The organism is Caballeronia sordidicola (assembly GCF_000729995.1).
GTDB classification, from domain to species: Bacteria; Pseudomonadota; Gammaproteobacteria; order Burkholderiales; family Burkholderiaceae; genus Caballeronia; species Caballeronia sordidicola_A.
In genome coordinates this window covers 37,837-63,646 of record NZ_JNFG01000035.1, presented here as the reverse complement: position 1 = coordinate 63,646, position 25,810 = coordinate 37,837, and the positions used below count along the sequence as shown (strand labels likewise).

Annotated in this window: 22 protein-coding genes and 1 pseudogene; 10 read left to right on the top strand and 13 right to left on the bottom strand. The window is 60.7% G+C overall.

Features of this window, described 5'->3' with window-relative positions; translation table 11 throughout:
* Positions 1-686 precede the first annotated feature (686 nt).
* The 7 genes from FH08_RS0127975 to sfnG form a co-directional block, all read right to left on the bottom strand.
* Positions 687-1,484 carry an ABC transporter ATP-binding protein gene (locus FH08_RS0127975; RefSeq protein ID WP_031361523.1) on the bottom strand — a complete coding sequence of 266 codons (798 nt, stop codon included), beginning with the start codon at positions 1,482-1,484 and terminating at the stop codon, positions 687-689.
* 2 nt (positions 1,485-1,486) lie between these two features.
* On the bottom strand, positions 1,487-2,857 hold the full coding sequence (locus tag FH08_RS0127970; protein WP_031361522.1) for an ABC transporter substrate-binding protein: 1,371 nt from the start codon (positions 2,855-2,857) through the stop codon (positions 1,487-1,489).
* Between the two features lie 64 nt (positions 2,858-2,921).
* On the bottom strand, positions 2,922-3,968 hold the full coding sequence (locus tag FH08_RS0127965; protein ID WP_081889592.1) for a branched-chain amino acid ABC transporter permease: 1,047 nt from the start codon (positions 3,966-3,968) through the stop codon (positions 2,922-2,924).
* 8 nt (positions 3,969-3,976) lie between these two features.
* Positions 3,977-4,858, bottom strand: a complete 882-nt coding sequence (locus FH08_RS0127960; RefSeq protein ID WP_031361520.1) for a branched-chain amino acid ABC transporter permease — start codon at positions 4,856-4,858, stop codon at positions 3,977-3,979.
* A 47-nt stretch (positions 4,859-4,905) separates the two neighbouring features.
* On the bottom strand, positions 4,906-5,706 hold the full coding sequence (locus tag FH08_RS0127955) for an ABC transporter ATP-binding protein (protein WP_152602936.1): 801 nt from the start codon (positions 5,704-5,706) through the stop codon (positions 4,906-4,908).
* Entirely contained in the window at positions 5,703-6,836 is a 1,134-nt protein-coding gene (locus FH08_RS0127950) for an AMP-binding protein (protein WP_051888599.1), read from the bottom strand. The genes FH08_RS0127955 and FH08_RS0127950 overlap by 4 nt, the downstream gene beginning before the upstream one ends.
* A gap of 1 nt (position 6,837) precedes the next feature.
* Positions 6,838-7,950 (bottom strand): dimethylsulfone monooxygenase SfnG, encoded by a 1,113-nt coding sequence (gene sfnG, locus FH08_RS0127945; RefSeq protein WP_031361517.1) that lies wholly within the window; start codon positions 7,948-7,950, stop codon positions 6,838-6,840.
* Between the two features lie 351 nt (positions 7,951-8,301).
* On the opposite strand from sfnG, the gene FH08_RS0127940 reads away from it, so the two are divergent.
* Positions 8,302-9,543 carry an acyl-CoA dehydrogenase family protein gene (locus tag FH08_RS0127940; RefSeq protein ID WP_031361516.1) on the top strand — a complete coding sequence of 414 codons (1,242 nt, stop codon included), beginning with the start codon at positions 8,302-8,304 and terminating at the stop codon, positions 9,541-9,543.
* Between the two features lie 87 nt (positions 9,544-9,630).
* Here the strand turns inward: FH08_RS0127940 and FH08_RS0127935 are convergent, their stop codons facing one another.
* Positions 9,631-10,542: a LysR family transcriptional regulator gene (locus tag FH08_RS0127935; RefSeq protein ID WP_031361515.1), complete on the bottom strand. Its 912-nt coding sequence runs from the start codon at positions 10,540-10,542 to the stop codon at positions 9,631-9,633.
* 117 nt (positions 10,543-10,659) lie between these two features.
* Here FH08_RS0127935 and FH08_RS0127930 point away from each other — a divergent pair, with 117 nt between their 5' ends.
* Both FH08_RS0127930 and FH08_RS0127925 read left to right on the top strand, forming a co-directional pair.
* Positions 10,660-11,310 (top strand): glutathione S-transferase family protein, encoded by a 651-nt coding sequence (locus FH08_RS0127930; protein ID WP_031361514.1) that lies wholly within the window; start codon positions 10,660-10,662, stop codon positions 11,308-11,310.
* A gap of 42 nt (positions 11,311-11,352) precedes the next feature.
* On the top strand, positions 11,353-13,437 hold the full coding sequence (locus FH08_RS0127925) for a pyridoxamine 5'-phosphate oxidase family protein (protein ID WP_031361513.1): 2,085 nt from the start codon (positions 11,353-11,355) through the stop codon (positions 13,435-13,437).
* A 24-nt stretch (positions 13,438-13,461) separates the two neighbouring features.
* Here the strand turns inward: FH08_RS0127925 and FH08_RS0127920 are convergent, their stop codons facing one another.
* Both FH08_RS0127920 and FH08_RS0127915 read right to left on the bottom strand, forming a co-directional pair.
* On the bottom strand, positions 13,462-13,641 hold the full coding sequence (locus tag FH08_RS0127920) for a hypothetical protein (protein WP_031361512.1): 180 nt from the start codon (positions 13,639-13,641) through the stop codon (positions 13,462-13,464).
* Complete coding sequence (locus tag FH08_RS0127915) at positions 13,642-14,523, bottom strand: NAD(P)H-binding protein (protein ID WP_031361511.1); 882 nt, start codon at positions 14,521-14,523, stop codon at positions 13,642-13,644. It lies immediately after the preceding gene.
* 210 nt (positions 14,524-14,733) lie between these two features.
* Here FH08_RS0127915 and FH08_RS0127910 point away from each other — a divergent pair, with 210 nt between their 5' ends.
* Together FH08_RS0127910 and FH08_RS0127905 are read left to right on the top strand one after the other, a co-directional pair.
* Positions 14,734-15,675: a helix-turn-helix domain-containing protein gene (locus tag FH08_RS0127910; RefSeq protein ID WP_051888598.1), complete on the top strand. Its 942-nt coding sequence runs from the start codon at positions 14,734-14,736 to the stop codon at positions 15,673-15,675.
* A gap of 4 nt (positions 15,676-15,679) precedes the next feature.
* Complete coding sequence (locus FH08_RS0127905; protein ID WP_031361509.1) at positions 15,680-16,924, top strand: MFS transporter; 1,245 nt, start codon at positions 15,680-15,682, stop codon at positions 16,922-16,924.
* Between the two features lie 22 nt (positions 16,925-16,946).
* On the opposite strand, the gene FH08_RS0127900 is transcribed toward FH08_RS0127905, so the two are convergent.
* Positions 16,947-17,195, bottom strand: a complete 249-nt coding sequence (locus FH08_RS0127900) for a hypothetical protein (protein ID WP_031361508.1) — start codon at positions 17,193-17,195, stop codon at positions 16,947-16,949.
* Between the two features lie 316 nt (positions 17,196-17,511).
* Between FH08_RS0127900 and FH08_RS0127895 the strand changes: the two genes are divergently transcribed.
* Together FH08_RS0127895 and FH08_RS0127890 are read left to right on the top strand one after the other, a co-directional pair.
* The gene (locus FH08_RS0127895; protein WP_031361507.1) at positions 17,512-18,261 is read left to right on the top strand and encodes a hypothetical protein; all 750 of its coding nucleotides are present in this window, start codon (positions 17,512-17,514) and stop codon (positions 18,259-18,261) included.
* A 152-nt stretch (positions 18,262-18,413) separates the two neighbouring features.
* Positions 18,414-19,724, top strand: coding sequence for a UDP-N-acetylglucosamine 1-carboxyvinyltransferase (locus FH08_RS0127890; RefSeq protein WP_031361506.1), 1,311 nt, complete (start codon positions 18,414-18,416; stop codon positions 19,722-19,724).
* A gap of 101 nt (positions 19,725-19,825) precedes the next feature.
* On the opposite strand, the gene ggt is transcribed toward FH08_RS0127890, so the two are convergent.
* Entirely contained in the window at positions 19,826-21,448 is a 1,623-nt protein-coding gene (gene ggt, locus FH08_RS0127885; RefSeq protein ID WP_235210523.1) for a gamma-glutamyltransferase, read from the bottom strand.
* Between the two features lie 285 nt (positions 21,449-21,733).
* Positions 21,734-22,432, bottom strand: a pseudogene (locus tag FH08_RS0127880) (GNAT family N-acetyltransferase); the annotation flags it as partial.
* 171 nt (positions 22,433-22,603) lie between these two features.
* Here FH08_RS0127880 and FH08_RS0127875 point away from each other — a divergent pair.
* The 3 genes from FH08_RS0127875 to FH08_RS0127865 all read left to right on the top strand — a co-directional run bounded on the left by FH08_RS0127875 (position 22,604) and on the right by FH08_RS0127865 (position 25,742).
* Entirely contained in the window at positions 22,604-24,079 is a 1,476-nt protein-coding gene (locus FH08_RS0127875) for a PLP-dependent aminotransferase family protein (protein ID WP_031361503.1), read from the top strand.
* Between the two features lie 527 nt (positions 24,080-24,606).
* Positions 24,607-25,482 carry a hypothetical protein gene (locus tag FH08_RS49650; RefSeq protein WP_031361502.1) on the top strand — a complete coding sequence of 292 codons (876 nt, stop codon included), beginning with the start codon at positions 24,607-24,609 and terminating at the stop codon, positions 25,480-25,482.
* On the top strand, positions 25,482-25,742 hold the full coding sequence (locus tag FH08_RS0127865; protein WP_051888596.1) for a hypothetical protein: 261 nt from the start codon (positions 25,482-25,484) through the stop codon (positions 25,740-25,742). The genes FH08_RS49650 and FH08_RS0127865 overlap by 1 nt, the downstream gene beginning before the upstream one ends.
* The last annotated feature ends 68 nt before the right edge of the window (positions 25,743-25,810 follow it).

The window sequence follows — 25,810 nt, the reverse complement described above, 5'->3', positions numbered from 1 at the left end:
ACAGCCCTCAGGTGAATATGAGCGCCGTGACAGAGATGACTGCCTCGCATACGGTTCAAGTCTTGAAAGTTTGATCCACCGATTCAGCAGTTCACGTCAGAGCGTCAGATAACCGTGCCCATAGGCGGGTATCGCCGCTTGATCGCGCTGTTCCCACTATTCGAGCCGGCCATCGCACCGACAATGCCTCGCTTGATGACCGTCATGCCGCGGCGAATGTCGCCGTTCCGGATGTGCGCTACGCCGCCTTATGAACTGCACAATGTCGGTGGTCAATCTACTAGGGATCTGTGCATGCCTCCTATATTTTATTCCTTAATTATGGAACGTATGTTTTAATTGAAGATTATTCTAGCATGCAATGTCCGCGCGTCAACCGGACAAAAACACTCGTCATCAAAGGGGCAGCGCACCTGGTTCTTTTTAACTTAATTAGCATTCCAATGTACTTACGCCGCGCACTGTCTGCGCCGTTTGCAGGCATTGAGAACACGATCGTCATGCATTAGAAGCGACGAATCCCGGGCTGACTTTGTCAGCCCGGGATTCGTCGCGAGTGTGGAAGAGACACGCTTTTGCCGACTGCGTGATCGGTTGATATCGCCGGGCGATTCGCGCGGCGAGTTCGAGGCAGCGTGTGTGACGGTCGTGACGGCATCACGGCCTGTTGAACTACATGCTTTCCGTCAGGCCAGTGCGAAGCGGGACGATCGACGTATTGCGCGTCCACCCGCTCCGTTCGCCGCACCAAGATAAGCCTCCGTCAGCACATCGAGTTGTTCAAGTTCCGAAGATGTCCCTTGCGCCACCACACGCCCGCCTTCGAGCACATAACCGTATGTTGCGTATCGCAAAGCCGTGGCCGCATTCTGTTCCGCCAGCAGAAAGCTCACCCCGTCATCACGATTAAGCCTCGCGACGGTCTCGAAGATCTCTTCAACAATCTGCGGCGCCAGTCCCATTGAAGGCTCATCCAGCAGGATCACCGATGGCCGCGCCATCAACGCGCGGCCGATTGCGACCATCTGCTGCTCGCCGCCCGACGTCAACCCGGCGAGCGACTTGCGGCGCTCCTTCAAGCGCGGAAAAATCCCATAGATACGTTCAAGGCCGGCCTCGACTTCACGCACCGACGGACGACGAACGTACGCACCGATCCGCAAGTTCTCCTCCACCGATAAATGCGCGAAACAACGCCGCCCTTCCAGCACCTGGACGAGACCGGCCTCCGCGAGCGTCCAGGGGTTCGCACGCGTCACGTCCTTGCCGCGATACGCAATTCGCCCGGCGGTCAACTCGCCTCGCTCGGCACCGAGCAGCGCTGAAATAGCCTTGAGCGTAGTGGTCTTGCCCGCGCCGTTGCCGCCGAGCAGTGCGACCACAGAACCCTGCGTCACCTTCAGCGACACCCCGCGCAATGCCGAGATGAGTCCGCCATAAGTGACGGCAATGCCCTCCACATCGAGAACCGTGGCTTCAGCCATTGCTACAGATCCTTGCTGCAGTCGCGCGGTGTGATGCCCTTCTCTTTCGCATACGCATTCGCCGAATTTTCGATGATCGGACGCAGCAGCGCACGATCCGCCTGCACCCAGTCGCTGATCACCTTCCACTGCTGTCCGTCCCATTGCTGGAATCGCACGGCGCCACCGCCTTCATGATCCGAGCACGACAGCTTGAGCGGTTGCACCAATCCGTACGCGCCCAACTGTTTCAGGCGAGGGTTGTCGAGATCAAGGTGTTCAAACCCCCAGCGGACCTGTTCGCCCGTCAGCGGCTTATTGCCGTATTTCGCCTGAGCAACGCGTAACGCTTCCACATTGAGAATCCCGTTCACGACACCCAGGTTGTAATACACCGTCCCGAAGCGCGCCGGGTCACTGAGGTTGCCTTTGCCCGGCTTGATGACGTATTGATCGATAGCCTGCAGCACGGGATAGTTCGTACCCGACGGATGCGTGGTGATCGAGATGAAACCCTTGGCGGCGTCGCCCGCAGGACGCACGTCTTCTTCCGAGTTGCTCCAGATGTTGCCAATGATGTGGTTCGCCGGGAAGCCCACCTTCTGCGCGGACTTGAGCGCTACCGGATTCATCACGCCCCAGCCACGCAGGATGACCCAGTCAGGGTTGATCCGATGAATGTTGAGCCACTGCGAACCCTGTTCGTTGCCCGGATGCGGCACCTCGATCTGCGTCAGTTCGAAGCCGTACTTCTTCGCGAGGATATCGAGTACGGGAATGGTCTCGCGGCCATAAGGCGAGCCGTGATAAAGCACCACGATCTTCTTGCCCTTCAAACCCTGCAACCCGCCTGACTGCGTCCCGATGTAATTGATGATCGCCGACACTTCGCTATACGGGTTCAGCTGCAGCGGAAACACGTAGGGGAACACGGCGCCATCGGTCGAGTCCGTGCGGCCATGATTGATCGTGATGAGCGGCAGCTTGTCCGCCGTCGACCGGTCGATGGTTGCATACGCTATGCCGACCGAGAGCGGATTCGTGGCGGCCGCCGGTGCGCCGTTGAGGCCGGCCTTCAGGCGCTCGTAGCATTCCACGCCCTTCTCCACCACATATTCTGTTTCGCATTCGCTCCACGTCAGCTTGACGCCGTTCACACCACCGTCACGGGTATTGATGAGCTTCATGTAGTCGATAAAACCGCCAAAGAAACCAGTGCCTCCCGCCGCGTAGGGTCCTACTCTGTAGCTCTGCAAGGGGAAATATTCCTCGCCCCCTGCGTACGCATTCGACGTGGTCGCAACAACCCCGGCCGTGAGCAAAAGCGATACGCCGGCGATGCCTGCCAAGCGCGACCAGGTCGCGCGGAATAAACGTGATAGTGAAAGATTCATGCTGAACGGGTCCGTGTCTGCCTGGATTGAGATGAGAGATATGAATGTGTTTCTGCGCAAACATTCAGGCCCGCAGCGGCCAGTTCCTGAGACGTTGCCGGGCGATCTGCACCAGTCGCGCAAGCCCATCCGGTTCCTTGATGAGGAACACGATGATCAACGTGCCAAAGAGGATCTTCTGGAGGTTCTGAAGTTGCCCGACGTCCACGCCAATAGCGGCGAGCGCACCCGCCGCGTGGGACAACGCAATGGGCAGCAAGACGATGAAAGCAGCGCCGTAGAAGTTGCCCGCAATGCTGCCCATCCCGCCGATGATGATGATGAACAGCACCTCGAAAGACAGGTTCAGGTCGAAGCCATGCGGCTCGACCGTGCCGAGATACGCGAACGCCCAGAGCGCTCCCGCAATGCCGATGACAAACGAACTGACAGCGAACGCCAGCAACTTGGTGCGGCCAATCGGAATGCCGATGACCGCTGCTGCCGTGTCCATGTCGCGTACTGCCATCCAGCGCCGGCCGAGTTCGCTGCGCACAAGACTCGCGGCCACTACGAACACCACCACGACAACGCCGAGAACGAACTGATAGCGCGAAACCGGTGTGGCGATGGACCAGCCGAAGATCGACAGCCGGGGAGCGCTCAGGACGCCGGACGTATCGTCGTTGGAGAACCAGCTCACTTTCGTGAGAAGCCATTCGATGAAAAACTGCGCGGCCAGCGTCGAGGCAATCAAGTAAAAACCCTTGATGCGAAGACTTGGCAGGCCGAACAACGTACCGATAGTTGCCGTAATCAAGCCGCCTAGCAGAAGGTCCAACAGCAGTGACAACCCCGGTACACGGACGGCGAAGTTATAGGTTGCGTAGGCGCCTACGGCCATGAACGCCGCAGTACCCAGCGACAGTTGACCGGCATAACCCGTCAGCAGATTCAAGCCGAGTCCGGCCAGGGACAAGATCAAAAACGGAGTAAGCACGGCGCTCAGCCAGTATTCGCTGGCTACGCCCGGCACAGCAGCGAGCAAAGCCAGAACCGCCGCTATCACGAGGCCTGAAGCGACCGGCGTTGCAACGTTCAACCTCGCGTGACGAATGGCGATGTTCGACATAAGCGTCCTCATACCCGTTCGACGGCGGGTTCGCCGAACAAGCCAGCAGGACGCGCGAGCAGGAACACAATGGCAAGCACATACGGAAACCAGTTCTCGATGCCACCGCCCACCAGTGAGCCCAGATACACCTCGGCCAGCTTCTCGGAGGCGCCAACCAGCAGACCGCCGACGATTGCTCCGCCGATCGACGAGAAGCCGCCAATGATCAGCACCGGCAGCGCCTTCAGCACCACCAGCGACAACGAGAACTGCACCCCGAGCCGCGCACCCCACAGCAACCCTGCAACAAGGCTGACGAACCCCGCCAGCGACCACACAATGGCCCAGATTCGCGGCAAGCGTATCCCCACTGCAAGCGCGGCAAGCGGATCGTCGGCCACGGCGCGCAGCGATAAACCGAGCCGCGTGCGATTCGTCATCAGCGACAACGCGATCACAAGCACACCGGCCGTGGCTGCCGCGAAGAGATCGAACTGGCTGATCATCACGCCGCCCAACTGAAGCGGCTTATCGTCGATACCCAGATCCAGTCCATGCACCTGCGCACCCCAGAACAACTGGGCGGCGCCTTCGAGAATGAAACTCAGGCCCAGCGTCGCCATGAAAAGCACGATAGGCGTGCGGTTCACGAGCGGCCGAAGCACTGCTCGTTCTATCGCAATCGCAATCAGCACGAGCACGGCAAGCGTTGCGGCAAATGCGAGCCAGGGTGCAACGTGGCGTTCGACCAAACTCACGAATGTCAGCGCGCCGAACAGCACGAGCGAGCCCTGCGCAAAGTTGAACACACCCGAGGCCTTGTAGATCAATACGAAGCCTATTGCGACCAGCGAATACATCACGCCGGCCAACAGACCTCCGACCAGCACTTCGAGGAAGAAACTCATGGATGCAGCCTTTGGGTAAATCGGAGAAGTAAGCGAACGCAGCAAGCCTAGTGACGCGTGCCCAGATAAGCCGCCAGCACGGCGGGATCTGCACGCACATCGGCGGGTATCCCATCTGCAATCTTCTTGCCGTAGTCGAGCACGACAATGTGATCGGAGAGATCCATCACCACGCCTATGTCATGCTCGATCAGCACGACCGTCACGCCGAATTGCTCGTTAGCATCGACAATGAAACCAGCCATCGCGCGTTTCTCTTCGGCGTTCATGCCGGCCATCGGTTCATCGAGCAGGAGCAGACGCGGCTCGGCGGCCAACGCGCGGGCCAGTTCCACGCGCTTCTGAACGCCATACGACAGGGTGCCTACAACGCTATGACGCACACGTTGCAGGTCCAGCGCTTCGATCACGACCTCGGCGTAGCGACGTTGTGTTGCTTCGTCACGTTGCGCCCGGCCGACTCGAAAGGTTTGCTCGATCCACGTGCTGCCGCGATGCAAATTGCGTCCCGTCAATACGTTGTCGAGCACGCTCATGCGCCGGAACAACGCGATGTTTTGAAACGTGCGTGCAATGCCACGATGCGCCGCGTCATGCGGACTCATGCGACGGCTCTCGGCGCCATCGAAACGCACGGTGCCCTGCTGCGGCCGGTAGACGCCGTTAATCACGTTGAGCAGCGAACTCTTGCCTGCGCCGTTCGGGCCGATCAACGCGCAGATCTCGCCTTGGTGGACGTCGAAGCTGATGTCAGTGATTGCCTTGACACCGCCAAACGATAACGAAATCCGGTCGAGTGAAAGCAGCGCTTGCGAGGCGATGGGTAAGGATTGTTCTTGAGACGTCACGCGGGTTGTCCTTGTACATCAGCTGCTTGCTGAGCCGTCAGAATGGGCTCAGGCAAACGCTGCCATTGACCATCGTCCGGCCATGTGCGGACATCGATTCGCAACGCCTTGAACAAGCGCGCTGCGTCGTCGTCCAGAGCGGCACCGGCGACCAAGGCGGCATGGGTTCGCCTGAAGCCGATCACCTCACGCAAGGGCCGCGCGACAACCCACCATGCAACGAGGCGCAGCAACCCGGACGACCGCTCGTCGCTCAAGCGATCAAGCAGGCGGCGCCGGACTGAATTCGCCCCGGGCAGCCTTGTATCGACGAGCCGCGCAACGCGGCCATAGGTCTCTCGCGTTCCCGCAACCAAAGTGGGCGCGAGTTCACGCCGGTCGTTATCGCGGGTCTCCAGCGATTCGGGAAAATTCAGGCGAAAACCGGTCAACAACCACGGTGCAACGAGATAACGCGCCTGCGCCGCTGTCGCAAATGCGCGGGCCGCGAACGCATCATCGGCCGGATGCAGATGTTCCTTCGCCGCGACCAGCCGCGCCTCGCGAATCAGCGTTGCATGAGTGATGCGCTGCTCTTCGATGCCGTGCCCGGCGTCATCGCGATAGAAGATAAAGGCATCCTGCTCGGGTCGTGCAATGGCGTTGGCTCCCTTATCCGGCGACACCAACGTGCTGTACTCAATCACGTCCGCATGCGGATGCGGCCGCAAGCTGCGCGGATTCGCGTCTATCACCCACTGCGACAGCGCAAGCAAGCGGTCGACCTGTTGGTCATCGTCGGCGAAGGTAAAAAGCGGCGCCAGATGCCGCACGATCCGGCCAAGCGCTTGATCCGATACGGAAGGCTCGACCGGCACCGCAACGCCTCCGCGCCATTGTGCGGCGAGCGACAAACACAGCGCCTCTTCGCGCGGCTGGCTAACGAGCAGCAGCGCATCGCCCGCACCGAAATCATGCGCCGCCAGGCCGGCCGCAAGCGCCTCCACCTTCTCGGCCAATGCGTGCCAGCTTAGCTGCTCCCATAGGCCCAGCCGCTTATGCCTCAACGCGGGCGCGTGAGGGCGATGCCTCGCCTGTTCGGCAAGCCATGCGGGCAAGGTGTCCGGAAACTCCGGCGTTGGCGCTGCCATCTCACGCAGCCTTTGCTTCGAGTTGCGCGGCCTCTTCAAGCTCCCGCACGAGCGGCAAGACCCGTTGCCCGAAATACTCGACCTCTTCGATGAAGTGCAGGAATCCGGCCAGCACCAGATCCACCCCCACCGACTTAAGCTCCACGATCCGCTCGGCAATCTGGCGTGGCGTGCCGATCAGGTTGGTACGGAAACCGTCGTTGTATTGCACCAGGTCTTCGAATGTCGATTTGGCCCAGTTGCCCTCACCTTCAGGCGATGCGCTGCCGGCCTGCTTCGCGGCGTCCCCGAACGCATGAACCGCTTCCACGTGCGCATGCTTGATGATGTCCGCGAGCACGGCCTTGGCTTCTTCCTCGGTATCGCGGGCGATCACAAACGCATTCACGCCAATGCGCACCTTGTGGTTATTGATGGCGGCCTTGGCCTGGATATCGTCAATTTGCAGCTTGAGGTTCTCGGGCGTATTGCCGTTCGTGAAGTACCAGTCCGACACACTTGCGGCGTTGTCACGGGCTGCACGCGAGCTACCGCCCTGGAAGATTTCCGGGTGCGGCTTTTGTACCGGCTTCGGACTCAGCGTGTAATTGTTGAACCGATAAAAATCGCCTCTGAACGTAAAGTTGTCCTGAGTCCAGATGCCCTTGAGCGCTTCAATGAATTCGTGCGACCGGCGGTAACGTTCGTCGTGTTCGAGCCACGGTTCACCGATCGCCGTAAATTCGCCTTTGAACCAGCCGCTTACTAGGTTAATGCCAATTCGCCCCTTGGAGATATGATCGATGGTCGCTATCTGCTTGGCGACAACCGCCGGACTCCACGGTCCCGGCAAGATCGCGGCAAGCACTTTCAGCTTGGTAGTTGCGTGCAACAACGCCTGGCTGAAAGACACCGACTCGTGTTGATTGTCCGCGCCATAGCCCGCCGTAAACCGGATTTGACTGAGCGCGTAGTCGAAGCCCGCTTTCTCCGCGGTCTGCGCAAGCTTCTGGTTGTATTCAACGCTCCAGTCGGTGCGCTGCTCTATCGTGCTGACTACGAGGCCACCGCTGACATTGGGAACCCAATAGGCAAACTTTAGCGCGTCCTGCTTCCCGTCTTGCTGCTCGCTCATTGCGATCTCCTGATTAATTAGCATACCGATGCACTGATGTCGTGCATCGTCGTTGCGATTTCGACTCACGGATCCAGAATCTATTTCAGGCAGCCGCAGCCACCCAAGCAATTTATTCAGCTATCTATATGTGCGGCGGCCGGCTTAGATAAGCAGCAGCAACGGAACGCGACGTTAAAACAGTGGTATCGACGCAATGCCGTTGGAAGGCAGCGGTGATGCGCACCGGGGCGATAAACATTGCGGAAAACGATCTAACGCGGGTGGAGTCGATGGGCTAGATTGAACAGTCTTCGTGCTCGCATTTGGCCGCCCTCGACTCATCATTAACAACACCCAAGGATTTTTGACATGACACAACTGCCGCCTGTGGCGCTATCGGTTGGAGCGGATTACGAAAGCGTCGCCAGCCGCTTCAGACCCATCTTCGAGCGCATTGCTGCGGGATCTGTCGAACGCGACCAGCTCAGGACCCTGCCCTACGATCAGATCGTGGAGCTCAAGCAAGCGGGTTTTGGTGCACTACGCGTGCCGGTGTCGCATGGCGGTGCAGGCGTCTCCGTCAAACAATTGTTCCGCTTGCTGATCGAACTCGGCGCCGCCGATTCCAATCTTCCGCAGGCATTGCGTGGCCACTTTGCTTTCGTCGAAGACATTGTCAACGCACCCGCAAGCGCCGAACGGGACCAGTGGTTCGCGCGCTTCGTACGCGGCGACCTGTTCGGCAATGCGTGGACTGAAGTGGGCAACGTCACGCTGGGCAGCGTCATCACCAAGGTAGCAAAGCAAGGTGACGGTTGGGTGTTGAACGGTGAGAAGTACTACAGCACGGGCAGCATTTTCGCGGACTGGATCGATGTCTATGCGCAGCGTGCTGAAGACGGCAGCGACGTGATTGTCGCGGTCGCCGCGAAGCAGCCGGGCGTGACGTTAAGCGATGACTGGGATGGTTTCGGTCAGCGCACCACGGGCAGCGGCACCACGGTGTTCAAGGACGCGGTGGTTGAACCGGGTCATATTGTCGACTTCGCGCGGCGCTTTAAATATCAGACTGCGTTCTACCAACTATTCCATCTGGCGACGCTGGCCGGCATCGCCCGGGCGGCCGAACTCGACGCAGCGGCCGAAGTGCGCGCCCGCAAGCGCATCTATAGCCACGGCAACGCGCCGCATGTGAGCCAGGACGTCCAGATTCAGCAAGTGGTTGGAGAGATTGCCGCGTGGGCCTATGCCGCGGAGGCGATCGCGTTGCGCGCGACGGAACCGGCGCAGCGGGCATATGAAGCGCGTTTTGCCGATGATATCGACGCCGAGAACCGCTTTAATATCGAGGCCGAAATAGAGTCGGCCAAAGGCCAGATCGTGGCGACGGAACTTGCGTTGCGCGCCTCGACCCATCTTTTCGATGCGCTGGGTGCATCGGCCATTGGCGGCGGCAAGGCGCTTGATCGTCATTGGCGCAATGCACGCGCGGTCTCGTCGCACAACCCGATCGTGTACAAGGCCAAACTCGTTGGCGACTGGTCGATCAACCAGAAAGAACCCATCTATGTCTGGCAGATCGGCGCAGGTCCGGGACCCGCATCCACGTAAGTCTCAGCATGGTGGCGCGCCTGGTTGAGCGTTTGAGCTTGAACGGGCAGCGACCACCGAGTGAACAACCGGCGCACGGTGTACGGCCTACCCGCCGTTCGTCTCCAGATGAGCCTTGAGCGCATCGATAAACACACGCACCTTCGGCAACGGATAACGTGCCGAAGGAAAGATGCAGTGAATGCCCGCGGGCGGCGATGACCACGCCGGCAGCAAGCGCACCAGCCGTCCCGCTTCAACGTCTTCTCCGATCGAGAAATTCGTCAGGTAAGCCACGCCGCCGCCGGCCAATGCTGCTGCGCGACACGTAGGCGCGGTGTCGGCGAGAAAACCCGCGCTGAAGCGCACAGTCCGCTTCCCGCCGCGGGTGCTTTCGAGCGGCGCAACCAGCGGCTTCTGTAAAGCCGACATGCCGATGAACGGCAATTTCGCGACCGCTTCGAGTGTAGTCGGCTTGCCCCAACGAGCGACGAACCCGGGACTTGCGACGAGCCATTTGACGAAGCCGCCGATCTTCACTGCGCGATGACTCGAGTCCGCCAGCCGCCCGAGCCGGATCGCGACATCGACTGCTTCTGCGACCAGATCCACCTGACGGTCGGCCGACACGAGTTCAACCTTGAGTTCCGGATGGCGCTGCTGCAATGCGACGAGCATGGGCGCAATGACGCTCGCCCCATAGTCGATAGGCGTGGCGACACGCAGCGTTCCCCGCAGCACGCCCGACTCCTGCGCCAGTGCAGAGATTGCCTCTTCGGTCGCGCTCAGGATCTGCCGGCTCGCTTCATAGAAGGTCCTGCCCGCCTCCGTCACGCTGACCCGGCGCGTAGTGCGCATGAGCAGGGTCGCCCCGACCTCGGCCTCGAGACGCTGCATGTGGGTGCTGACCATGGTCTTCGCGATCCCGAGACGGTCGGCCGCGGCCGTTAGCGAACCCGCCTCGACCACCGCTGCAAAAACCACCAGCCGGTTAAGGTTAACCGCGTTCAGGCTGGTCATGGATTGTCCACTTTAAGAGGATTGTCTAACCACCATTATCCGTCTTCTCATGCCCTGTGCGGCGCTTTATGCTTGTTGCATCCAAACACCGGTTCAACCCCTTTCAGAGTATCCATCGTGCCCACATTGCAGAAGCCGCTCCAACCCATCCGTCTCCATACCACGCTGCTCTCGGGCCACGGGCACCGGGCGAAGCTGTTCCTGACGCTGCTCGATCTGCCTTTCACCACCATCGAACTGAACATGGCAGCAGGAGACAACCGCCAACCGGCGCATCTGGCACTGAATCCGTTCGGCGAAGTACCGGTGATCGAAGACGGCGATATTGTCCTGACCGATTCCAACGCGATCCTTGTCTATCTCGCGCGCAAATACGGCGATGCGTCGTGGCTGCCGGACGATCCTGTCGGCGCCGCGGCGGTGCAACGCTGGCTGTCGCTGGCGGCCGGAAAGATCGCGTATGGCCCCTGTGCCGCACGTCTCGTGACTGTGTTCGGCGCGCCAAAGGATTACGCTACTGCCAAGAAGATGGCGGAAGACCTGTTCGCGATCATCGATCCCGAGTTTCGCGACAAGCCGTTCGCGGTCGGGCAGACGCCGACCATCGCGGACATAGCCGCTTATTCGTACATTGCGCATGCACCCGAAGGCGGCATCTCGCTGGAGCCGTTCCCGCATTTGCGCGCGTGGTTGAAGCGCGTCGAGGCACTGCCGCGTTTCCTGGCGATGCCCGCGAGCAAGGCCGGCCTGCTCGCCGAGGCAACCTAATATTTAAAACGGCATACACCACTCTCCTATACCGAGACCATCATGTCCGCTCTTGAACCCGCCCGTGTTACCGCGCCGCCTTCGGGCTGGCGTGCAGCGGAATCGCCGTTCCATGCCGGTGAACTCGCCGCGCAGGAACGTGCGGGCGTGCGCGAGCGGATGGACGTCGACGCGCGTCGCGGGATTCGCGACTACATGCCCGATCAGCATCGCCGGTTCTTTGCGGAGCAGCCGTTCATGGTGCTCGGTGGAGTCGATGAGACGGGGCAACCGTGGGCTACGCTGCGGGTTGGTGCGCCGGGATTTATCTCGACGCCGGATGAACGCACGCTGCGTATTGCCGGACGGAGTCTGGCAGGTGATCCGATTGGGGCCACGTGGCAGGTCGGATCGGTCGTGGGCGGTCTTGGCATTCAGCCCGCTACTCGCCGTCGCAATCGTGTGAACGGTGTAGTCACCGCCATCGACGATCAGGCGATCACCGTTGCCGTAAGCCAGAGCTTCGGGAACTGCGCCAAGTACATCCAGAGCCGTACGCCGGTCGAGTTCCATGTGGAAGAAGGGTCGGCAGCGGCGCCGCTGGTTTCGAATCGTCTGAGCGATGCCGACCGCGCGCTGCTTGCGCGGGCCGATACGTTCTTTGTCGCCACTGCAAACACTTCGAGCGAAGCGGGCATGGGACGGGGCGCAGATGTATCGCATCGCGGCGGCGCGCCGGGCTTTATTCGCATCGATGAAGACGACACGCTGACCACACCCGATTTCAGCGGCAACCTGTTCTTCAATACCATCGGCAACCTGATGCAGGATCCGCGCGCCGGGTTGCTCGTGATCGACTTCGACAGTGGGGATCTGCTGTATCTTGCCGTGGATGCCGAGATCATTTGGGAGGGCGCGGAACTCGATTCATTCGATGGCGCCGAGCGCCTGATCCGCTGGCATGTGCGTGAGGTGCGTCGGACTCCGGGTGCGTTGCCCATGCGCTGGTCTTCTGTGCAATACGCGCCGCAACTGGCGAACCTTGGTAGCTGGAAAGCGCAAGAGGCTACGCCGGCAGTCGCAAGCGCGTGGCGCAAATTGAAGGTCTCCGACGTTCGCGACGAAGCCCCCGGCGTGCGGTCGTTCTATTTTGAAGCCGCTGATGGATCGGCGCTCCCCGCATACGAACCCGGCCAGTTCCTGCCGATCCGGTTGCACCGTGCAGGGCTCGAAGCACCCTTGATCAGAACCTATACCCTCTCCGATGCCCATCAAGGCCGGCGCTATCGGATCACCGTAAAGCGCGAGGGCGTGGCGTCGACGTGGCTGCACGAGAACGTCAAGGCAGGAATGCAGATCGAGGCCAAGGCGCCGGGCGGGGCTTTCGTACTCGACCGCACGAGTAGCCGCGCGGTTGTGTTGCTGTCTGCCGGCATAGGCATTACGCCAATGGTCGCCATGTTGAACAGCTTGCTCACCGACACGAGCGGGCGCGCACAGCCTGAGCACATTTATTTTATCCATGGTGCCCGGCGGTCCGGAGAACACCCGTTCGCTGACGAACTCAAGGCTGCTGAGCAAGCGCACTCAAACCTCTCGGTGTATCTGCGCGACAGCCAGGCTGAGGCAGGTCCCGTAGGGCGTGTCGATATTGCGTATCTCAAGAGCGTGTTGCCGTTTGGCGATTACGATTTTTACCTCTGCGGTCCCGGCGCATTCATGCAGGACATGTACAGCGGCTTGCGTGCACTCAACATTGCCGACGACCGGATTCGCTTCGAGGCGTTCGGACCGGCGAGTGTCAAGCGGACAGAAAGCGCTGTGCGGGCGTTGGCTGTCGCTAAGCCTGTTGCTCCTCGCGACCCCGAGCGGTCATCGAAGGTAGTCTTCATGCGTACGCATCGCGACGCGCAATGGTCGCCGGAAGACGGAAGCCTGCTGGATTTTGCAGAGGCGAACGGCGTGTCGGCTGCATCGAATTGCCGGTCCGGCGTGTGCGGTACTTGCGCCACGCGCGTGTTGTCGGGGGACGTGACATACCCCGCACCGTGCGAGGCAGAGATCCCGGCGGGACACGCGTTGATATGCAGCGCAATACCCGCGAGGATAGGTTCGGGCGAAGCGTCAGCCGTCGTACTGGACCTGTGAGGGTAGCCTGGCGACTTCGGATGATTAGAAGAAAATGAAGTCGTCGTTGCTGTCAGGGAGAGCGCTTAACATGCGCTGAAAGTGATAGCCGCCCACCACTCCCGCCAGGCCGATGATGACCGCAAGCCACACTCGCGTAGCGCGGCTCGCATAGGTCGGCGAACGCGAGGAGTGCACCGCTTTCTGCTGCGTCGAGTTGCGCATTCAGTTGGCCACCGTTGCGGCGTGCGGCAGCATCGAGGCCAGGACCTCTGGGAACTCGGTCGTACCGAAACGCCGTTCGCCTATTCCCTCTTCCACGTCGATGCGGCCCGCGTTGTGCGTATCGTAGAGATCGACAATGAGCTGTGCATGGTCCGCGCCAAGGCCGGCGCGCAGCAGCATGGCAGGCCATTCGTCGCGCGGCACTTCATGCGCACTGACCTCGCGCCTGCTCACCTCGCTTAGCGCACGGGCGACATCGAGCGCCGCGATTCGCCGCGGACCTTCAATGCTGACTATCCCGCGCGACTCCCCCAGCAACAACTCTGCCGCCAACAGCCCAACGTCCTGCGCCGCCACCGTCGGAAAGCGCTTGGTCAGCGGATGATGCAAGCTCGGCAACTTACCCGTTGCGAGCGCGACGGGTATCACACGTGCCCAGTTCTGCATATGTTCCGCCGCGCGCAACAATGTCAGGTGTTGCACCGCTGTTTGCAACTGCTTTTCGAGGGCATGAAAGAGCAAGGTGATGCCCGTACCGTGATCCAGTTCCGCGCCATAGTCGGACAGCGCCAGTACATGGGATGGTGGATTGGCGCGCAATGCATCGGCTGCAACTTCAATCATGCGATGCATCGTGCCGCCGGGATGTGCGTCACCGATCGGGACAGGGCACAGGATCTGTACTGCATCCGCGCCTTCTATCGCACTTGCCACCGATGCCGGGTTCAGCAGATCGGCGAGCACGATCTCGCAGCCCATCCTCGCAAGCTGCTCGCCCTGGGCTTCGTTTCGTACCACGGCTCTGACCGCATGCCCCGCATTGCGAAGCGATGCAGCGCTCACGCGCCCTACTTTGCCTGATGCTCCGAATATCACGAACACATTCGACTCCTTGTTGGAATGGATGTCGTCATCGTAGGGAGGTTGAACGTTCCGGGCGCGCAGGGAAGGATCAACCTGCGCAGATACGGATGATCGTCTTGCGGCACCGCCGCAGACGATCAGGTTCAGGGTGTCACCCGTAACGACATCGAGCAAATTGGCGGAAAACCCAGCACAATGCTCGCTTGCCGAGCTCAGCGAGGACCTGCCATGAATGCCGTGACACCATTGCCCATGCCACTTTCGGGCTCCCGCGTCAATTTGCGCTCCAGCAGCGGTCGAGGCTGGAACGGCTTCGGTGCGGCACTGCTCGGTATTTCGGCGGGCACGCACCGGATTCCGGCCATGCCGCATCACCGCATCGGCGTGCATGTCGGCCCGCCGGTGATGGCTCGCTGCTTGTGCGAGCAACGTCGCTATGCACGTGTTCAGGCGCATGGCGACGCCGACGTGATCCCCGCGGGACTCAACGGCCAATGGACCGACGAAGCGGATTGCACGATCCTCAGCATCTGGATCAGCGAGTCGTTCACGCGCAAGACGCTCGAGCAGCTCGAACTGAAATCATGCGAAGCCGGGATCCGTCCGCAACTCCAGATGCGCGATCCGCGTTTTCAGCATCTGGCGTGGGCGCTGCAGGCGGAACTGGAAGCCGGCGATGCGTCCGATCCGCTCTATGCAGAGAGTCTTTGCACAGCAATGGTGGTCAGGCTGATCGACAGCGGCGGCGGCATCGCCACGCTCGAAGGCCGCGGGCGTACGCTAGCGCCGCGAACGGCTACAAGAGTGACTGACTTCATCGAAAGCAATCTGGACCAGCGCCTGACGCTCGACGAACTTGCCGCGTTGGCCCAGCTTAGCGTGCCGCATTTCAAGGTGCTGTTTCGCGAGACGCTCGGCATGCCGGTGCATCGATACGTCGTGCAGCGACGCGTCGAACGCGCGAAGGTCTTGCTATTGCAAGGCAAGCTCAGCACCAGCCAGGTGGCGCTGGAAACGGGCTTTTCGCATCAAAGCCACATGGCGCACTGGATGAACCGGCTGCTTGGACTGACCCCGCGCGAGCTTGTGAAGGACGGTGGGCAGACGATTCAACTCGCTGCGCCAGCTTCGGCACGTACAACGAGCACAACACAAAAAATTTCACGATGAGTCGATGACCGATATTTCAGGAACTCCGCGTGCCTCCACGTCCGTGCGATCAACCGATTACGGTTTGTGGGCGCTGACATTCAGTTATGTACTCAGCCAGTTTTTCCGCAGCTATGTGGCTGTGATTTCGACGCAGCTCATCGGGGATTTCCATTTCACTCCGCAGATGTTCGGCTGGTTCTCCGGAGCGTTCTTTCTGGTCTTTGCCCTGGCACAGATTCCGGTTGGATTGATGTTCGACCGGTATGGCGTGCGTTATCCCACGGCGGTCCTGATGAGCGTGGGCACGCTGAGCGCCGGGGTCGTGTCGGTCACGACCGACCCGCGCCTCGCGATCATCGCGCAGGCGGGAATCGGAATCGGTTGCGCGCCAGTCTTCATGGGACTGCTCAACTACGTTCTCCGTCACGGCGTGGGGCCGCGCGATGTGCGCTCGATAACCACCGCCAGCGCAATTGGCATGTCCGGAGGACTGCTCGCGGCGTTCCCGCTAAGCTGGGCAACAGCAAATTTTGGCTGGCGTCCGGTCATGGCGTTGTCGGCCATGATGATGTTGCTGGCGACGCTCGGCGTCATTTTCTTCGTACGCCGGCGAGACGAAAAACCTTTGTGTGATGCCCCGCAATCGCAAGCATCGTCCGTGCGGGCGATGTCTCCCGCCCGCACGCGCGGCGGCTTATGGACGTTGATGCCGGTTTGCCTGGCGATGTCGGTGGGCGGAACATTTCGCACTTCCTGGGGCGGACCGTATCTGGCCGACGTATTCGGCTTCGACATCCTGGCGCGCGGCAATGCGATGACCGTCATGAGTATCGCGGGCATAGGCGCATCGTTCTGCATTCCGTTTCTCGTCCGGCGATGGTCTCCCAAGTCGTTGTCGCTTGGCTGGCAAGCGGCAGGCGTTCTGGCGGCGCTCTTGCTCGCGGCCATGCCGCAGCGAAGCCCGGTCATCAGCGTTGCCGCGATCTGCCTGTTGTTGTCCGTGGGCTGCATTCATCCGCTGGTCATGTCTCAAGCGCGGGCGATCATTGCGCCGGGAAAATTGGGGCTTGGCCTGGGCTTGCTGAACAGCCTCGTATTTTTGGGCGTGGCGCTGGCAAGCAGCATCTTTGGCTTGATCGCACAGGAAGCACGCATGATGGGCGTATCGAATGCGGACCTTTACTCGAGGTTGTTTGTTGTGACGGCGGTGCCGCTCGTTGTCGGCGCGATCGCTTATTGGTTCAGCCCGGTAGGCTCGCGCAAGTGATGCATCCGGGTGGCCGGATCCGCTATGCGGCAAGGCGATAGTTCGTCATGGACGGCCGTGAGGTAGCGGGAGGAAACACAGACCAGCTGCCGTCGTCGTGGCGAAAGAAGAAAATGGCGTGAGAACCGCTTGGCGTCGAAGCTTCCACACGCACGTAGCGACTTTTCGCGGAACCCGTGCGGCCGAATTGAATGACGTGAATCCCCATGGCCGAAGTGGGCGCAAGCCATTTTTCAACCAGGTAACGCAAGGACTTTTCGGCGATATTCATCTCAACCTCCTTGCACCAAAGCTACCGGCGCCAGGCACTTCACGAAAAACACTCAGTTCATCGATTTAGGCATGCCAAACATAACTGGTGATTTTTATACATGGAATCGTCGTACCTGAGAGCTTAGGGGAAACTTCAAGTCCCGGATAAAATCGTCAGGCGTGCACTCATATAACTATGGATGAGCACGATTTATTCCCGAAGTCGTCCACGGGGAATAAATCCGCCAGCCCGCCAGTTTTGTTGTCAGGTCTCGTGGACGCAATGACATTCAGGTACGACGTACCCGTCCACGTTCGACGTCAGAGGAATGGAGATGCAACCGATTTCGCGTCATCTGCAGCTTGGGTCGGGCGTGGTGCTGCTGACCTATTTGTTCCTCCATCTGGTCAATCATGCGCTCGGCATCTGGTCATTGGATCTGGCGGGGCGCGGGCTGATGCTCGCCATCAGGCTCTGGCATAGCACGCCCGGTACGATCCTGCTCTACGGGGCGGCCGCGCTCCATTTTTCGCTGGCCTTGCGCACACTCTACGGGCGTCGCCACTGGGTGCTGCCCGCCACCGAATGGATTCGTCTCTGGGCAGGACTCAGCCTGCCTCTGCTGCTGATCCGGCATGCAGTGGGAACCCGCCTCGCCGCTTCGCTCTACGGCTTCGAGCCGGACTACGAAAAAATAGTGATTTCGCTGATTTCGAGCGGCACGCAGGGTTTGCAACTTGCGCTGCTGGCGCCGGGCTGGGTGCACGGCTGCCTCGGACTCTGGCTACGTTATCGCCACCACGATTTCATGCGCCGCGCGAAGCCCGCGCTGCTCGCATTGATGATTGGTTTGCCGCTGCTGTCGGCGGCCGGCTTCATGCACATGACCCGGACGGTAGAGGCGGCCCATGCCCATCTCCCTGCTCCTGATCCGAAGATCCAGGCGCATGCGCTCACGCTGGACGAATGGCGCCACAATCTCCTGGTGCTTTACGCGTGCCTGGTCATCGGCGCTGCCGGCGCAGGGCTGCTTCGCAATCGCCTGGAGCGCCGAGGCCTCGTCAAGCCATCGATCGATGCCTGAGCCAAGGGATAAGTGCAGGCGCCTGCGCTTGTCACGTTGCGTAGCTGATACGTCCCCCTGACGCCACGCGAAATCCACCGCAATCTCTGGCCCGTGCGCATCGCACGGTGGCATCATTGTCCCTTCGCTTCTTCCACGAGCCTTTTGCGAACATGTCGAATCTGATCGTACATGGCGGCGTCCCGCTACGCGGGGAGATCACGCCGTCTGCCAATAAAAACGCTGTCCTCCCAATTCTCTGTGCCACGCTGCTGACTGATCAGCCGCTGCGCCTCATCGGTGTACCTGAAATCACCGACGTCAAAAAGATCCTCGAGATTTTCCGTACGCTCGGCAGCAATGTGTCGATGGACTTTTCCACCGGCATCCTCGAGCTGCATCATCACGCAACCACCTTCGATCCTGTCGCGCATCACCTGCCCGAGGAGATGCGCTCTTCCATCATGCTGGTGCCGCCTTTGCTCGCGCGATTCGGCGTGGCGCGGCTGGAAAACGACGTCAAGGGCTGCACGCTGGGGGTTCGCGAAATCGATCCGCATGTCGAGGTATTCGAACGTTTTGGCGCGAAGGTCGAGCGCACGGCCGACTCGCTCATCGTGCGAACCGCTTCACAGATGACCGCGAATCATCACTGGCTCGACTATGCGTCGGTCACCACCACCGAGAATTTCGCGCTATGCGCGGCAGCGGCGAGCGGTACGTCGACGCTCGTCAACGCGGCATCGGAACCGCATGTGCAGGAGTTTTGTCGTTTCCTCGCCATGCTCGGCGTACCAATCGACGGCATTGGCACATCGCGCCTGAGCGTAACGGGCATCACGGGCGGCCGCAAGCTCAGCGGCGGCGAGTTTCGTTTCAGCGAGGACTTCCACGAAATCGCGACCTTCCTCGCGCTGGGTGCGATCACCGGCGGCAACATCGCGGTGAGGAATACCGCGCCCGACCAGTTTCCGCTGATCGACCGGACCTTCGCGAAATTCGGCGTGAACGTGGAGCATAAGGACGGCTGGTCGCGCGCGTTCCAGGACGGTCCGTTGCGCGTGCGCCGGCCGTTCACGCAGAACATCCTGACCAAGGTGGAAGCCGCGCCCTGGCCGTATTTGCCGGTCGACCTGTTGCCCATCTTCATCGCGCTCGGCGTCAAAGCCGAAGGCAGCGCCATGTTCTGGAACAAGGTCTACGACGGCGCGATGGGATGGTCGGTCGAGCTATCGAAGTTCGGCGCGCACGTGTTTCTCTCGGACCCGCATCGGCTGATCACGTTCGGCGGCCTGCCCTTGAGTCCGGCGAAAGTGGAAAGCCCGTACATCATTCGCGTGGCGATCGCGTTGCTGATGGTCGCGGCGAGCATCAAGGGGCGTTCGGAGATTATCAATGCACTGCCGATCCGCCGTGCCCATCCGCGCTTTGTTGAAAACCTCCGCTCGGTCGGTGCCGACGTGGAGTGGACCAGCAGCGAGTGAAACGGGAGAGGTGAAACGCGTCGCGGCCGGTAGCCGCGACGCCATAAAACTCGCATTAGGCCGGCAATAACAAACCATTCGCCGGCACGGCCCAGCATCAATCAATAGCCGAGTGCGAGTCCCGAGTTACGACGCGGATCGTTCGCGCCATAGAAACGATTCTTGCCCACGGGCTTGCCGCCCAGCGACGGCGCGCCCACCAGAATTGCCGCTACGTGGTTGGCCGGTTGCGGACCCGAGAACTTCTGCCCCCATCCTTCGAGGATCTTCTGCGTATCGGGGCTCAGCGTGAAGCGCTCGATATTCGTCGTTTCCGGCAGCCATTGCTGATGGAAACGCGGTGCATCCACAGCCTCCTGAATATTCATGCCATAGTCGATCACGTTGAGCATGGTCAGCAGCGTGGCGGTAATGATGCGGCTGCCGCCCGGCGTGCCGACCACCATCACGGTCTTGCCGTCCTTCGTGACGATCGTCGGGCTCATGGACGACAACGGACGCCGGCCCGGGCCAATAGCGTTAGCCTCGCCCTGCACCAGCCCATACATGTTGGGCACACCGATCTTGGACGTGAAGTCATCCATCTCGTCGTTCAGCAACACGCCCGTCTTGTTCGCCATCACGCCCGAGCCGAACCAGTCGTTCAGCGTGTACGTCACCGAGACCGCGTTGCCCCATTTATCGACGATCGAATAATGCGTCGTGTTGGTGCCTTCATGCGGCGCCACGCCCGGCTTGATCTCTTGCGACACCCCCGCCTTTTGCGGATCGATTGCCGCGCGGATCTTGGCCGCGTAATTCTTGTCGAGCAGACGGTCCAGCGGGTTTTTCACGAAGTCGGGGTCACCCAGATAGCTGTTGCGGTCCACGTAAGCGTGGCGCATGGCCTCGATCTGATACTGCATGGCCTGGGCTGAACGGAAGCCGAGGCTTTGCATGGGGTAGCCCTCGAGGATATTCATGATCTCGCAGATAGCGACCCCGCCCGAGCTCGGCGGCGGCGCCGAGACCACGTGGTAACCGCGATAATCGCACTCGACCGGCGCGAGTTCGCGCGTCTTGTACTGGTCGAGGTCGGCCTGCGTGATGATGCCCTTACCGGCTTGCGTCGAAGAAACGAGCGCATTGCCGACCCAGCCCTTGTAGAAGCCATCAGGCCCCTTGGTGCTGATCTCGCGCAAGGTTTTCGCTAGGTCTTTCTGCACCAGCCTCTGGCCGACCTGGTACGGTTCGCCGTGGTTCAGGAAGATCGAACCGGAGCCGTGCGGGTCCTTCTTGAAGTCGTCCGTCGCGGTCCCGAGGATATCGATGTCGCCCTGGTCGAGCACGAAGCCCTCTTGAGCATATTTGATTGCCGGCGCGATGACATCGGCGCGCTTCATGGTGCCGTATTTCGTCAGCGCCATTTCCATGCCGGACACCGTACCCGGCACGCCGACCGCCAGATAGCCCTTCGTGCTCAGGCCCGGGACCACGTTGCCGTCCTTATCGAGGTACATGTTCGCGGTCGCGGCCAGCGGCGCCTTTTCGCGGAAATCGAGGAAGGTTCGGCGGCCATCGGCGAGCTGGATGGTCATGAAACCGCCACCGCCTATGTTGCCGGCCGCAGGGTAAACCACCGCGAGCGCGTAGCCGACGGCAACCGCTGCATCGACTGCGTTGCCGCCATCCTTGAGCACGTCGACGCCAATGCGCGTAGCGAGATGTTGGGCCGTGACGACCATGCCGTTCTCGGCGGCAACCGGGGCTTGCGAAGCGGCCTGGGCGCCGGCATAGCAAATGGCGAGCGCCGCCGCGAGAAGCGACCGGGCAAGGGAATCGAATTTCATTGTTTGAATGTCCGTTGCTGATTAAGAAAGCGCGCGAGAGCGCTTGGGGCAGAGGTGAACTCACGACCCGTTCATCCGGGCCGCCCGTTCACCGCGCACAATACCAACAAAGATTACAAACGGGAACCGGCAAAACCCGCAGTAGAAAAACCGCGCCTACCCTGCTTTGGATAGCTCGGCGCGCAGGTCGGTCAGCGATTGGCGCTGCCCGCCTTCTGCATCGAAGTTCTCCGGCGCGAGCCATTGTTTGAATGCAGCACGTACTGCGGACCATTCGCTGTCGATGATGGAGAACCACGCGGTATCGCGTGTGCGTCCCTTGTAGAGCACCGCTTGCCGGAAGATGCCTTCGAACTGGAAACCCAGTCGCGCCGCCGCTTGCCGCGAGGGCGCGTTCAACGCGTCGCACTTCCATTCGTAGCGGCGATAGCCAAGGTCGTCGAATGCATGTTTCATCAACAGGTACTGGGCTTCCGTCGAGATCGGTGTGCGTTTGAGCAGCGGCGAAAACGCCACGTTGCCGACTTCGATAACCCCATTGGCCCGGTCGATCCGCATCAGCGACAGGGTGCCGATTGCAGTTCCCCTCTTCAGGTCGATGACTGCGTAGTGCTGGGGATCGGGACTGACCGCTGCCCGTTCAACGTACTCGTGATAGCTCGCTGCATCGTCGAACGGGCCTACCGGCATGTAGGTCCAGTCACGGCCATCCGGAGCCTGGCTAAAGGCAGTGTACAGGTCGGCCGCGTGGTGCGGCTCGAGCGGCTCCAGCCGGCAATACTGTCCTTCGATGGGCGTGCGCGGCGGGTGAACACGCGCAGTCCAGTGAGGCACGGACTCGCCGATGGGTTGCTGATACCGGTTCAAGGTGCTGGGCATAACGGTTCCTTGCGGCATGGGTCGGTGGTCAAGCAGGAGCTTACGCAAACATAGGCTGAGCATGTGCTAACGTACGCGCATCATGGAACCTTAGAAAGTGCCACATTCCCTATTTTTCATGGCTCCACGCTCGTGGCTCCGCCGGGTCGCTTGCACTTTCCCACTCTGCTTATGACAACCGCTGCCTCGTCGACTGTGCCGCAAACCCTGCTCGAGGCGCCGCTCGCCAGAGGGCCCGGCGCGGCGCCCATGCAACGCCAGTTGCATCATCGATTCAAGGAAGCCATCCTCGGCGGCCACCTCGCGCCAGGAAGCCGCCTGCCGGGCTCACGCGCCCTGGCCGAGGCACTAACCATCTCCCGCAACACGGTGACCGCCGCGTATGACCTGCTGGCCGCAGAGGGGTACGTGCAACCTGACCGGCAGGGCACGCGGGTAGCGGCGTTGTCGCGTCCGGCGTCACCGCAAGGCAAGCGCCAGGTACCGGCGGCACCGCCCACCTCGCAGCGGCTGACGCGGATTCAGGCCGCCGGGCCGTCGGCCGAAGGGAACGCTGCATTGCGTCCGGGCGTGCCGGCCTTGTCCCATTTTCCGCTGGCTGCGTGGCGCCGTGCGATCGACCGCGCCATTCGAAAGGCGGGACCATCGGCTCTTGGTTATGGCGATCCTCCGGGTGAGCCGGCATTGCGTGCGTCGATTGCGCGGCATCTCGGTATAGCCCGGGGCGTGCGATGCGAGCCGGATCAAGTCGTGATCACCGAGGGGGCGCAAGAAGCGCTTTCGGTGTGTGTCCGCTTGCTGACCAATGCCGGCGATACGGCGTGGATCGAAGACCCGGGTTATCGCGGTGCGAAGACGGCGATGCGAGCGGGCGACCTGCGCATGGTGCCGATGCGCGTTGACGCCGATGGTCTCATCGCCGATGAAAGCGACTGGCAGTCGCAGCCGCCGCGGCTGATCTACACCACGCCGTCGCATCAATATCCCGCGGGTGCGGTGCTGACTGTCGCGCGGCGTTTAGAGTTGATCGCTAAGGCTCAGCAGCATGGCGCGTGGATCATCGAGGATGATTACGACAGCGAATTCCGCCACGCGGGCGAGCCTATTGGCGCGATGCAGGGTTTGGTGACGCAGGCGCCCGTGCTCTACGTGGGCACGTTCAGCAAGACGATGTTTCCGTCGTTGCGCCTGGGGTTCCTGGTCTTGCCGGCGACGCTGGTAGAGCAGATGCGCGCGCCCCTGGACGACATGCTGCGAGGCGGACACCGTTATGAACAGCTCGCACTTGCCGAGTTCATTGAGAGTGGTCAGTTCAGCCGGCATCTGGGCCGCATGCGGCGTTTGTATCGCGACCGGCAGCATGCGTTGAGAGAAGCGCTGACCCGGCATATGCCGGTGACGCATGTCATTGAAGGCGGATATTGCGGCTTGCACCTGACGGTACGGTTGCCGGCGTGCTACCCGGACCGCGAGATCGCCGATGCAGCCCGGTGGCATGGCTTAGCCCCCACGCCGCTATCCAGTTTTGCGCTGCAGCCCATGCCCGAGGACAACGGGCTCGTGCTCGGGTATGGGAATACATCGGCGGAGTTGTTCGAGCCTTTGGTCCGGCTTCTGACTAAGCTGGTTCGTGGGGTGAGGGTTTAGGCGGTGGTTTTTCGCGCACACCGGTGGACGGGGTAGGGGTTAGGGGTCAGAGTCGGTGCCCGGTTGCAAGGTTTATACGTTAGCGGGTTTGGGTCAGTGCCGGGTTGCTGCTTTCAAGTTTAATGGCTTGCTTAGGTTGGCTAACTTCTTTATCGCTATTGGCCACTGCACGTGGCGGCGCGTCATTTCCTGGTCCTTAGCGACAAAGAAACGAAGCAAAGAAAACGCTTTCAAACCACGCTACCCTAAGGGTCCACAGTGTGCAGTTTCTATTCATAGGTGGCCCAAAAGCACGGTGCTCGCCAGAGCCACGGATGGCTGAACCCCTCCTTCTCGTGAAACATGACATGAACACGATTCGCCACCAGTGCTCTCGGGCAAGCACACTTGTTAGGAAAGCCCCTGACGCAAAACCCCTTGATGCGCACTGCGTAAGAGTCACCGCCCGCGCGTCCGTCTGTTTATTGAGATGGACGCGCGGAAAAGTGCGTTAGCGTGACGGGCGTTGCAACTATAAAATAACTGAGATGACGGACGATATTTTTCGCTATCGCGGCAAGCGGTACAAACTGCGACCAGCGAGTTTTTACAGGCATGACCCGCAAGTTCTTGCCGAATCGAAAGTGGCGGCACAGGAGATGTTCAAAGGGGTGAATTGTTTTCGCCTGGAAGAGAACAAAGAGTTTATCGAACATGCAAAGCGGTTTCTAAGGACCTCGAGCGCGAAGACGGGTGATGGCAGGGAGAGCGCTTCGTCAATCGTGTTTGATGTGAGCGTCGGCATACGATGGGGCGATATCCTCGTGGTGGAAAGTCCGATCGGGGGCCGCGCGGGCTCGTATTCAGGCGGGTCCGCACCACCGGCCGCGCCAGCATATCGACCGCCAGCGATGACCCCGAAGCAGGCATTCAGCGCGGCTGCGCTTGCGCGTTCGGGCGGCGCGGTGCAATCGTTGGGATACGATAGCGGGCTTGAGCGTGTGGCGGCAAGCGCGGCACCTTACGCACAAAGCGCCGTTAGCGCACCGCTATTCAGTGACGGGCCAGCGGGCGCGCTCGTGGGCGGCATTAGGGCGCTGGTAACGCTGGTCAACATGGGCTTCCTTCGGTTGGACGAGCCGGAAGGCGCAATCGATTTAGGCGAGGTGACGGACGTTGGCAGCGCGACCACCCCACTAGGCGACGCTGCGCCGTTAGAGTACGTCAAGAGCGTGACGGGCGATGACGTAATGTCTTTGGCGGCGCGCGGCGTGAGCGAGGCGCAAGAGACTGAGTGTTTCGCACAATACGAGCGCGATATGGACGAATGCACTGCCTATAGGAGCGCGATGGGCGGCCAACGCTTCATGGATACGTGCTCACAGCAAGCGTTTATGAATTACCAACAATGCAGGGGATATTGATGGCGAACCATACAGAAAAGCGGTGCGTGGTAATCATGTGGTCAGACGAAAAACAGGCACTTGTTTCTTACACACTTGACGTTGCAAAGGTGCTCGCCGTTACGCAACGTCAGTTTCCGCTGGAACTGCCTGTTGCCGACTATAACAATGCGTTAGATGACGAATTCGCCCGGCAGTTTGGTGGAGCAACACTCAATCTACTTGCTTTATCTAATCCTGACTTGCAACCGTTTATCAAAGTCACGCAAGCCAAAAGCTGACGCTCCTATCACCTTTGGGGAAGATCCCGAATCAAAGGGCGGCCCGCCAAGCGATTAAAACATCGGCC

Coding starts and splice junctions, on each gene's coding strand:
- FH08_RS0127975 (WP_031361523.1), bottom strand. CDS start 1,484: ATGGCTGAAGCCACGGTTCTCGATGTGGAGGGCATTGCCGTCACTTAT.
- FH08_RS0127920 (WP_031361512.1), bottom strand. CDS start 13,641: ATGCGCAACTCGACGCAGCAGAAAGCGGTGCACTCCTCGCGTTCGCCG.
- FH08_RS0127900 (WP_031361508.1), bottom strand. CDS start 17,195: ATGAATATCGCCGAAAAGTCCTTGCGTTACCTGGTTGAAAAATGGCTT.
- FH08_RS0127960 (WP_031361520.1), bottom strand. CDS start 4,858: ATGAGTTTCTTCCTCGAAGTGCTGGTCGGAGGTCTGTTGGCCGGCGTG.
- FH08_RS0127940 (WP_031361516.1), top strand. CDS start 8,302: ATGACACAACTGCCGCCTGTGGCGCTATCGGTTGGAGCGGATTACGAA.
- FH08_RS0127925 (WP_031361513.1), top strand. CDS start 11,353: ATGTCCGCTCTTGAACCCGCCCGTGTTACCGCGCCGCCTTCGGGCTGG.
- FH08_RS0127935 (WP_031361515.1), bottom strand. CDS start 10,542: ATGACCAGCCTGAACGCGGTTAACCTTAACCGGCTGGTGGTTTTTGCA.
- FH08_RS0127950 (WP_051888599.1), bottom strand. CDS start 6,836: ATGGCAGCGCCAACGCCGGAGTTTCCGGACACCTTGCCCGCATGGCTT.
- FH08_RS0127965 (WP_081889592.1), bottom strand. CDS start 3,968: ATGTCGAACATCGCCATTCGTCACGCGAGGTTGAACGTTGCAACGCCG.
- FH08_RS0127865 (WP_051888596.1), top strand. CDS start 25,482: ATGGCGAACCATACAGAAAAGCGGTGCGTGGTAATCATGTGGTCAGAC.
- FH08_RS0127910 (WP_051888598.1), top strand. CDS start 14,734: ATGAATGCCGTGACACCATTGCCCATGCCACTTTCGGGCTCCCGCGTC.
- FH08_RS49650 (WP_031361502.1), top strand. CDS start 24,607: ATGACGGACGATATTTTTCGCTATCGCGGCAAGCGGTACAAACTGCGA.
- FH08_RS0127970 (WP_031361522.1), bottom strand. CDS start 2,857: ATGAATCTTTCACTATCACGTTTATTCCGCGCGACCTGGTCGCGCTTG.
- FH08_RS0127875 (WP_031361503.1), top strand. CDS start 22,604: ATGACAACCGCTGCCTCGTCGACTGTGCCGCAAACCCTGCTCGAGGCG.
- FH08_RS0127905 (WP_031361509.1), top strand. CDS start 15,680: ATGACCGATATTTCAGGAACTCCGCGTGCCTCCACGTCCGTGCGATCA.
- ggt (WP_235210523.1), bottom strand. CDS start 21,448: ATGGTCGTCACGGCCCAACATCTCGCTACGCGCATTGGCGTCGACGTG.
- sfnG (WP_031361517.1), bottom strand. CDS start 7,950: ATGAGCGAGCAGCAAGACGGGAAGCAGGACGCGCTAAAGTTTGCCTAT.
- FH08_RS0127895 (WP_031361507.1), top strand. CDS start 17,512: ATGCAACCGATTTCGCGTCATCTGCAGCTTGGGTCGGGCGTGGTGCTG.
- FH08_RS0127890 (WP_031361506.1), top strand. CDS start 18,414: ATGTCGAATCTGATCGTACATGGCGGCGTCCCGCTACGCGGGGAGATC.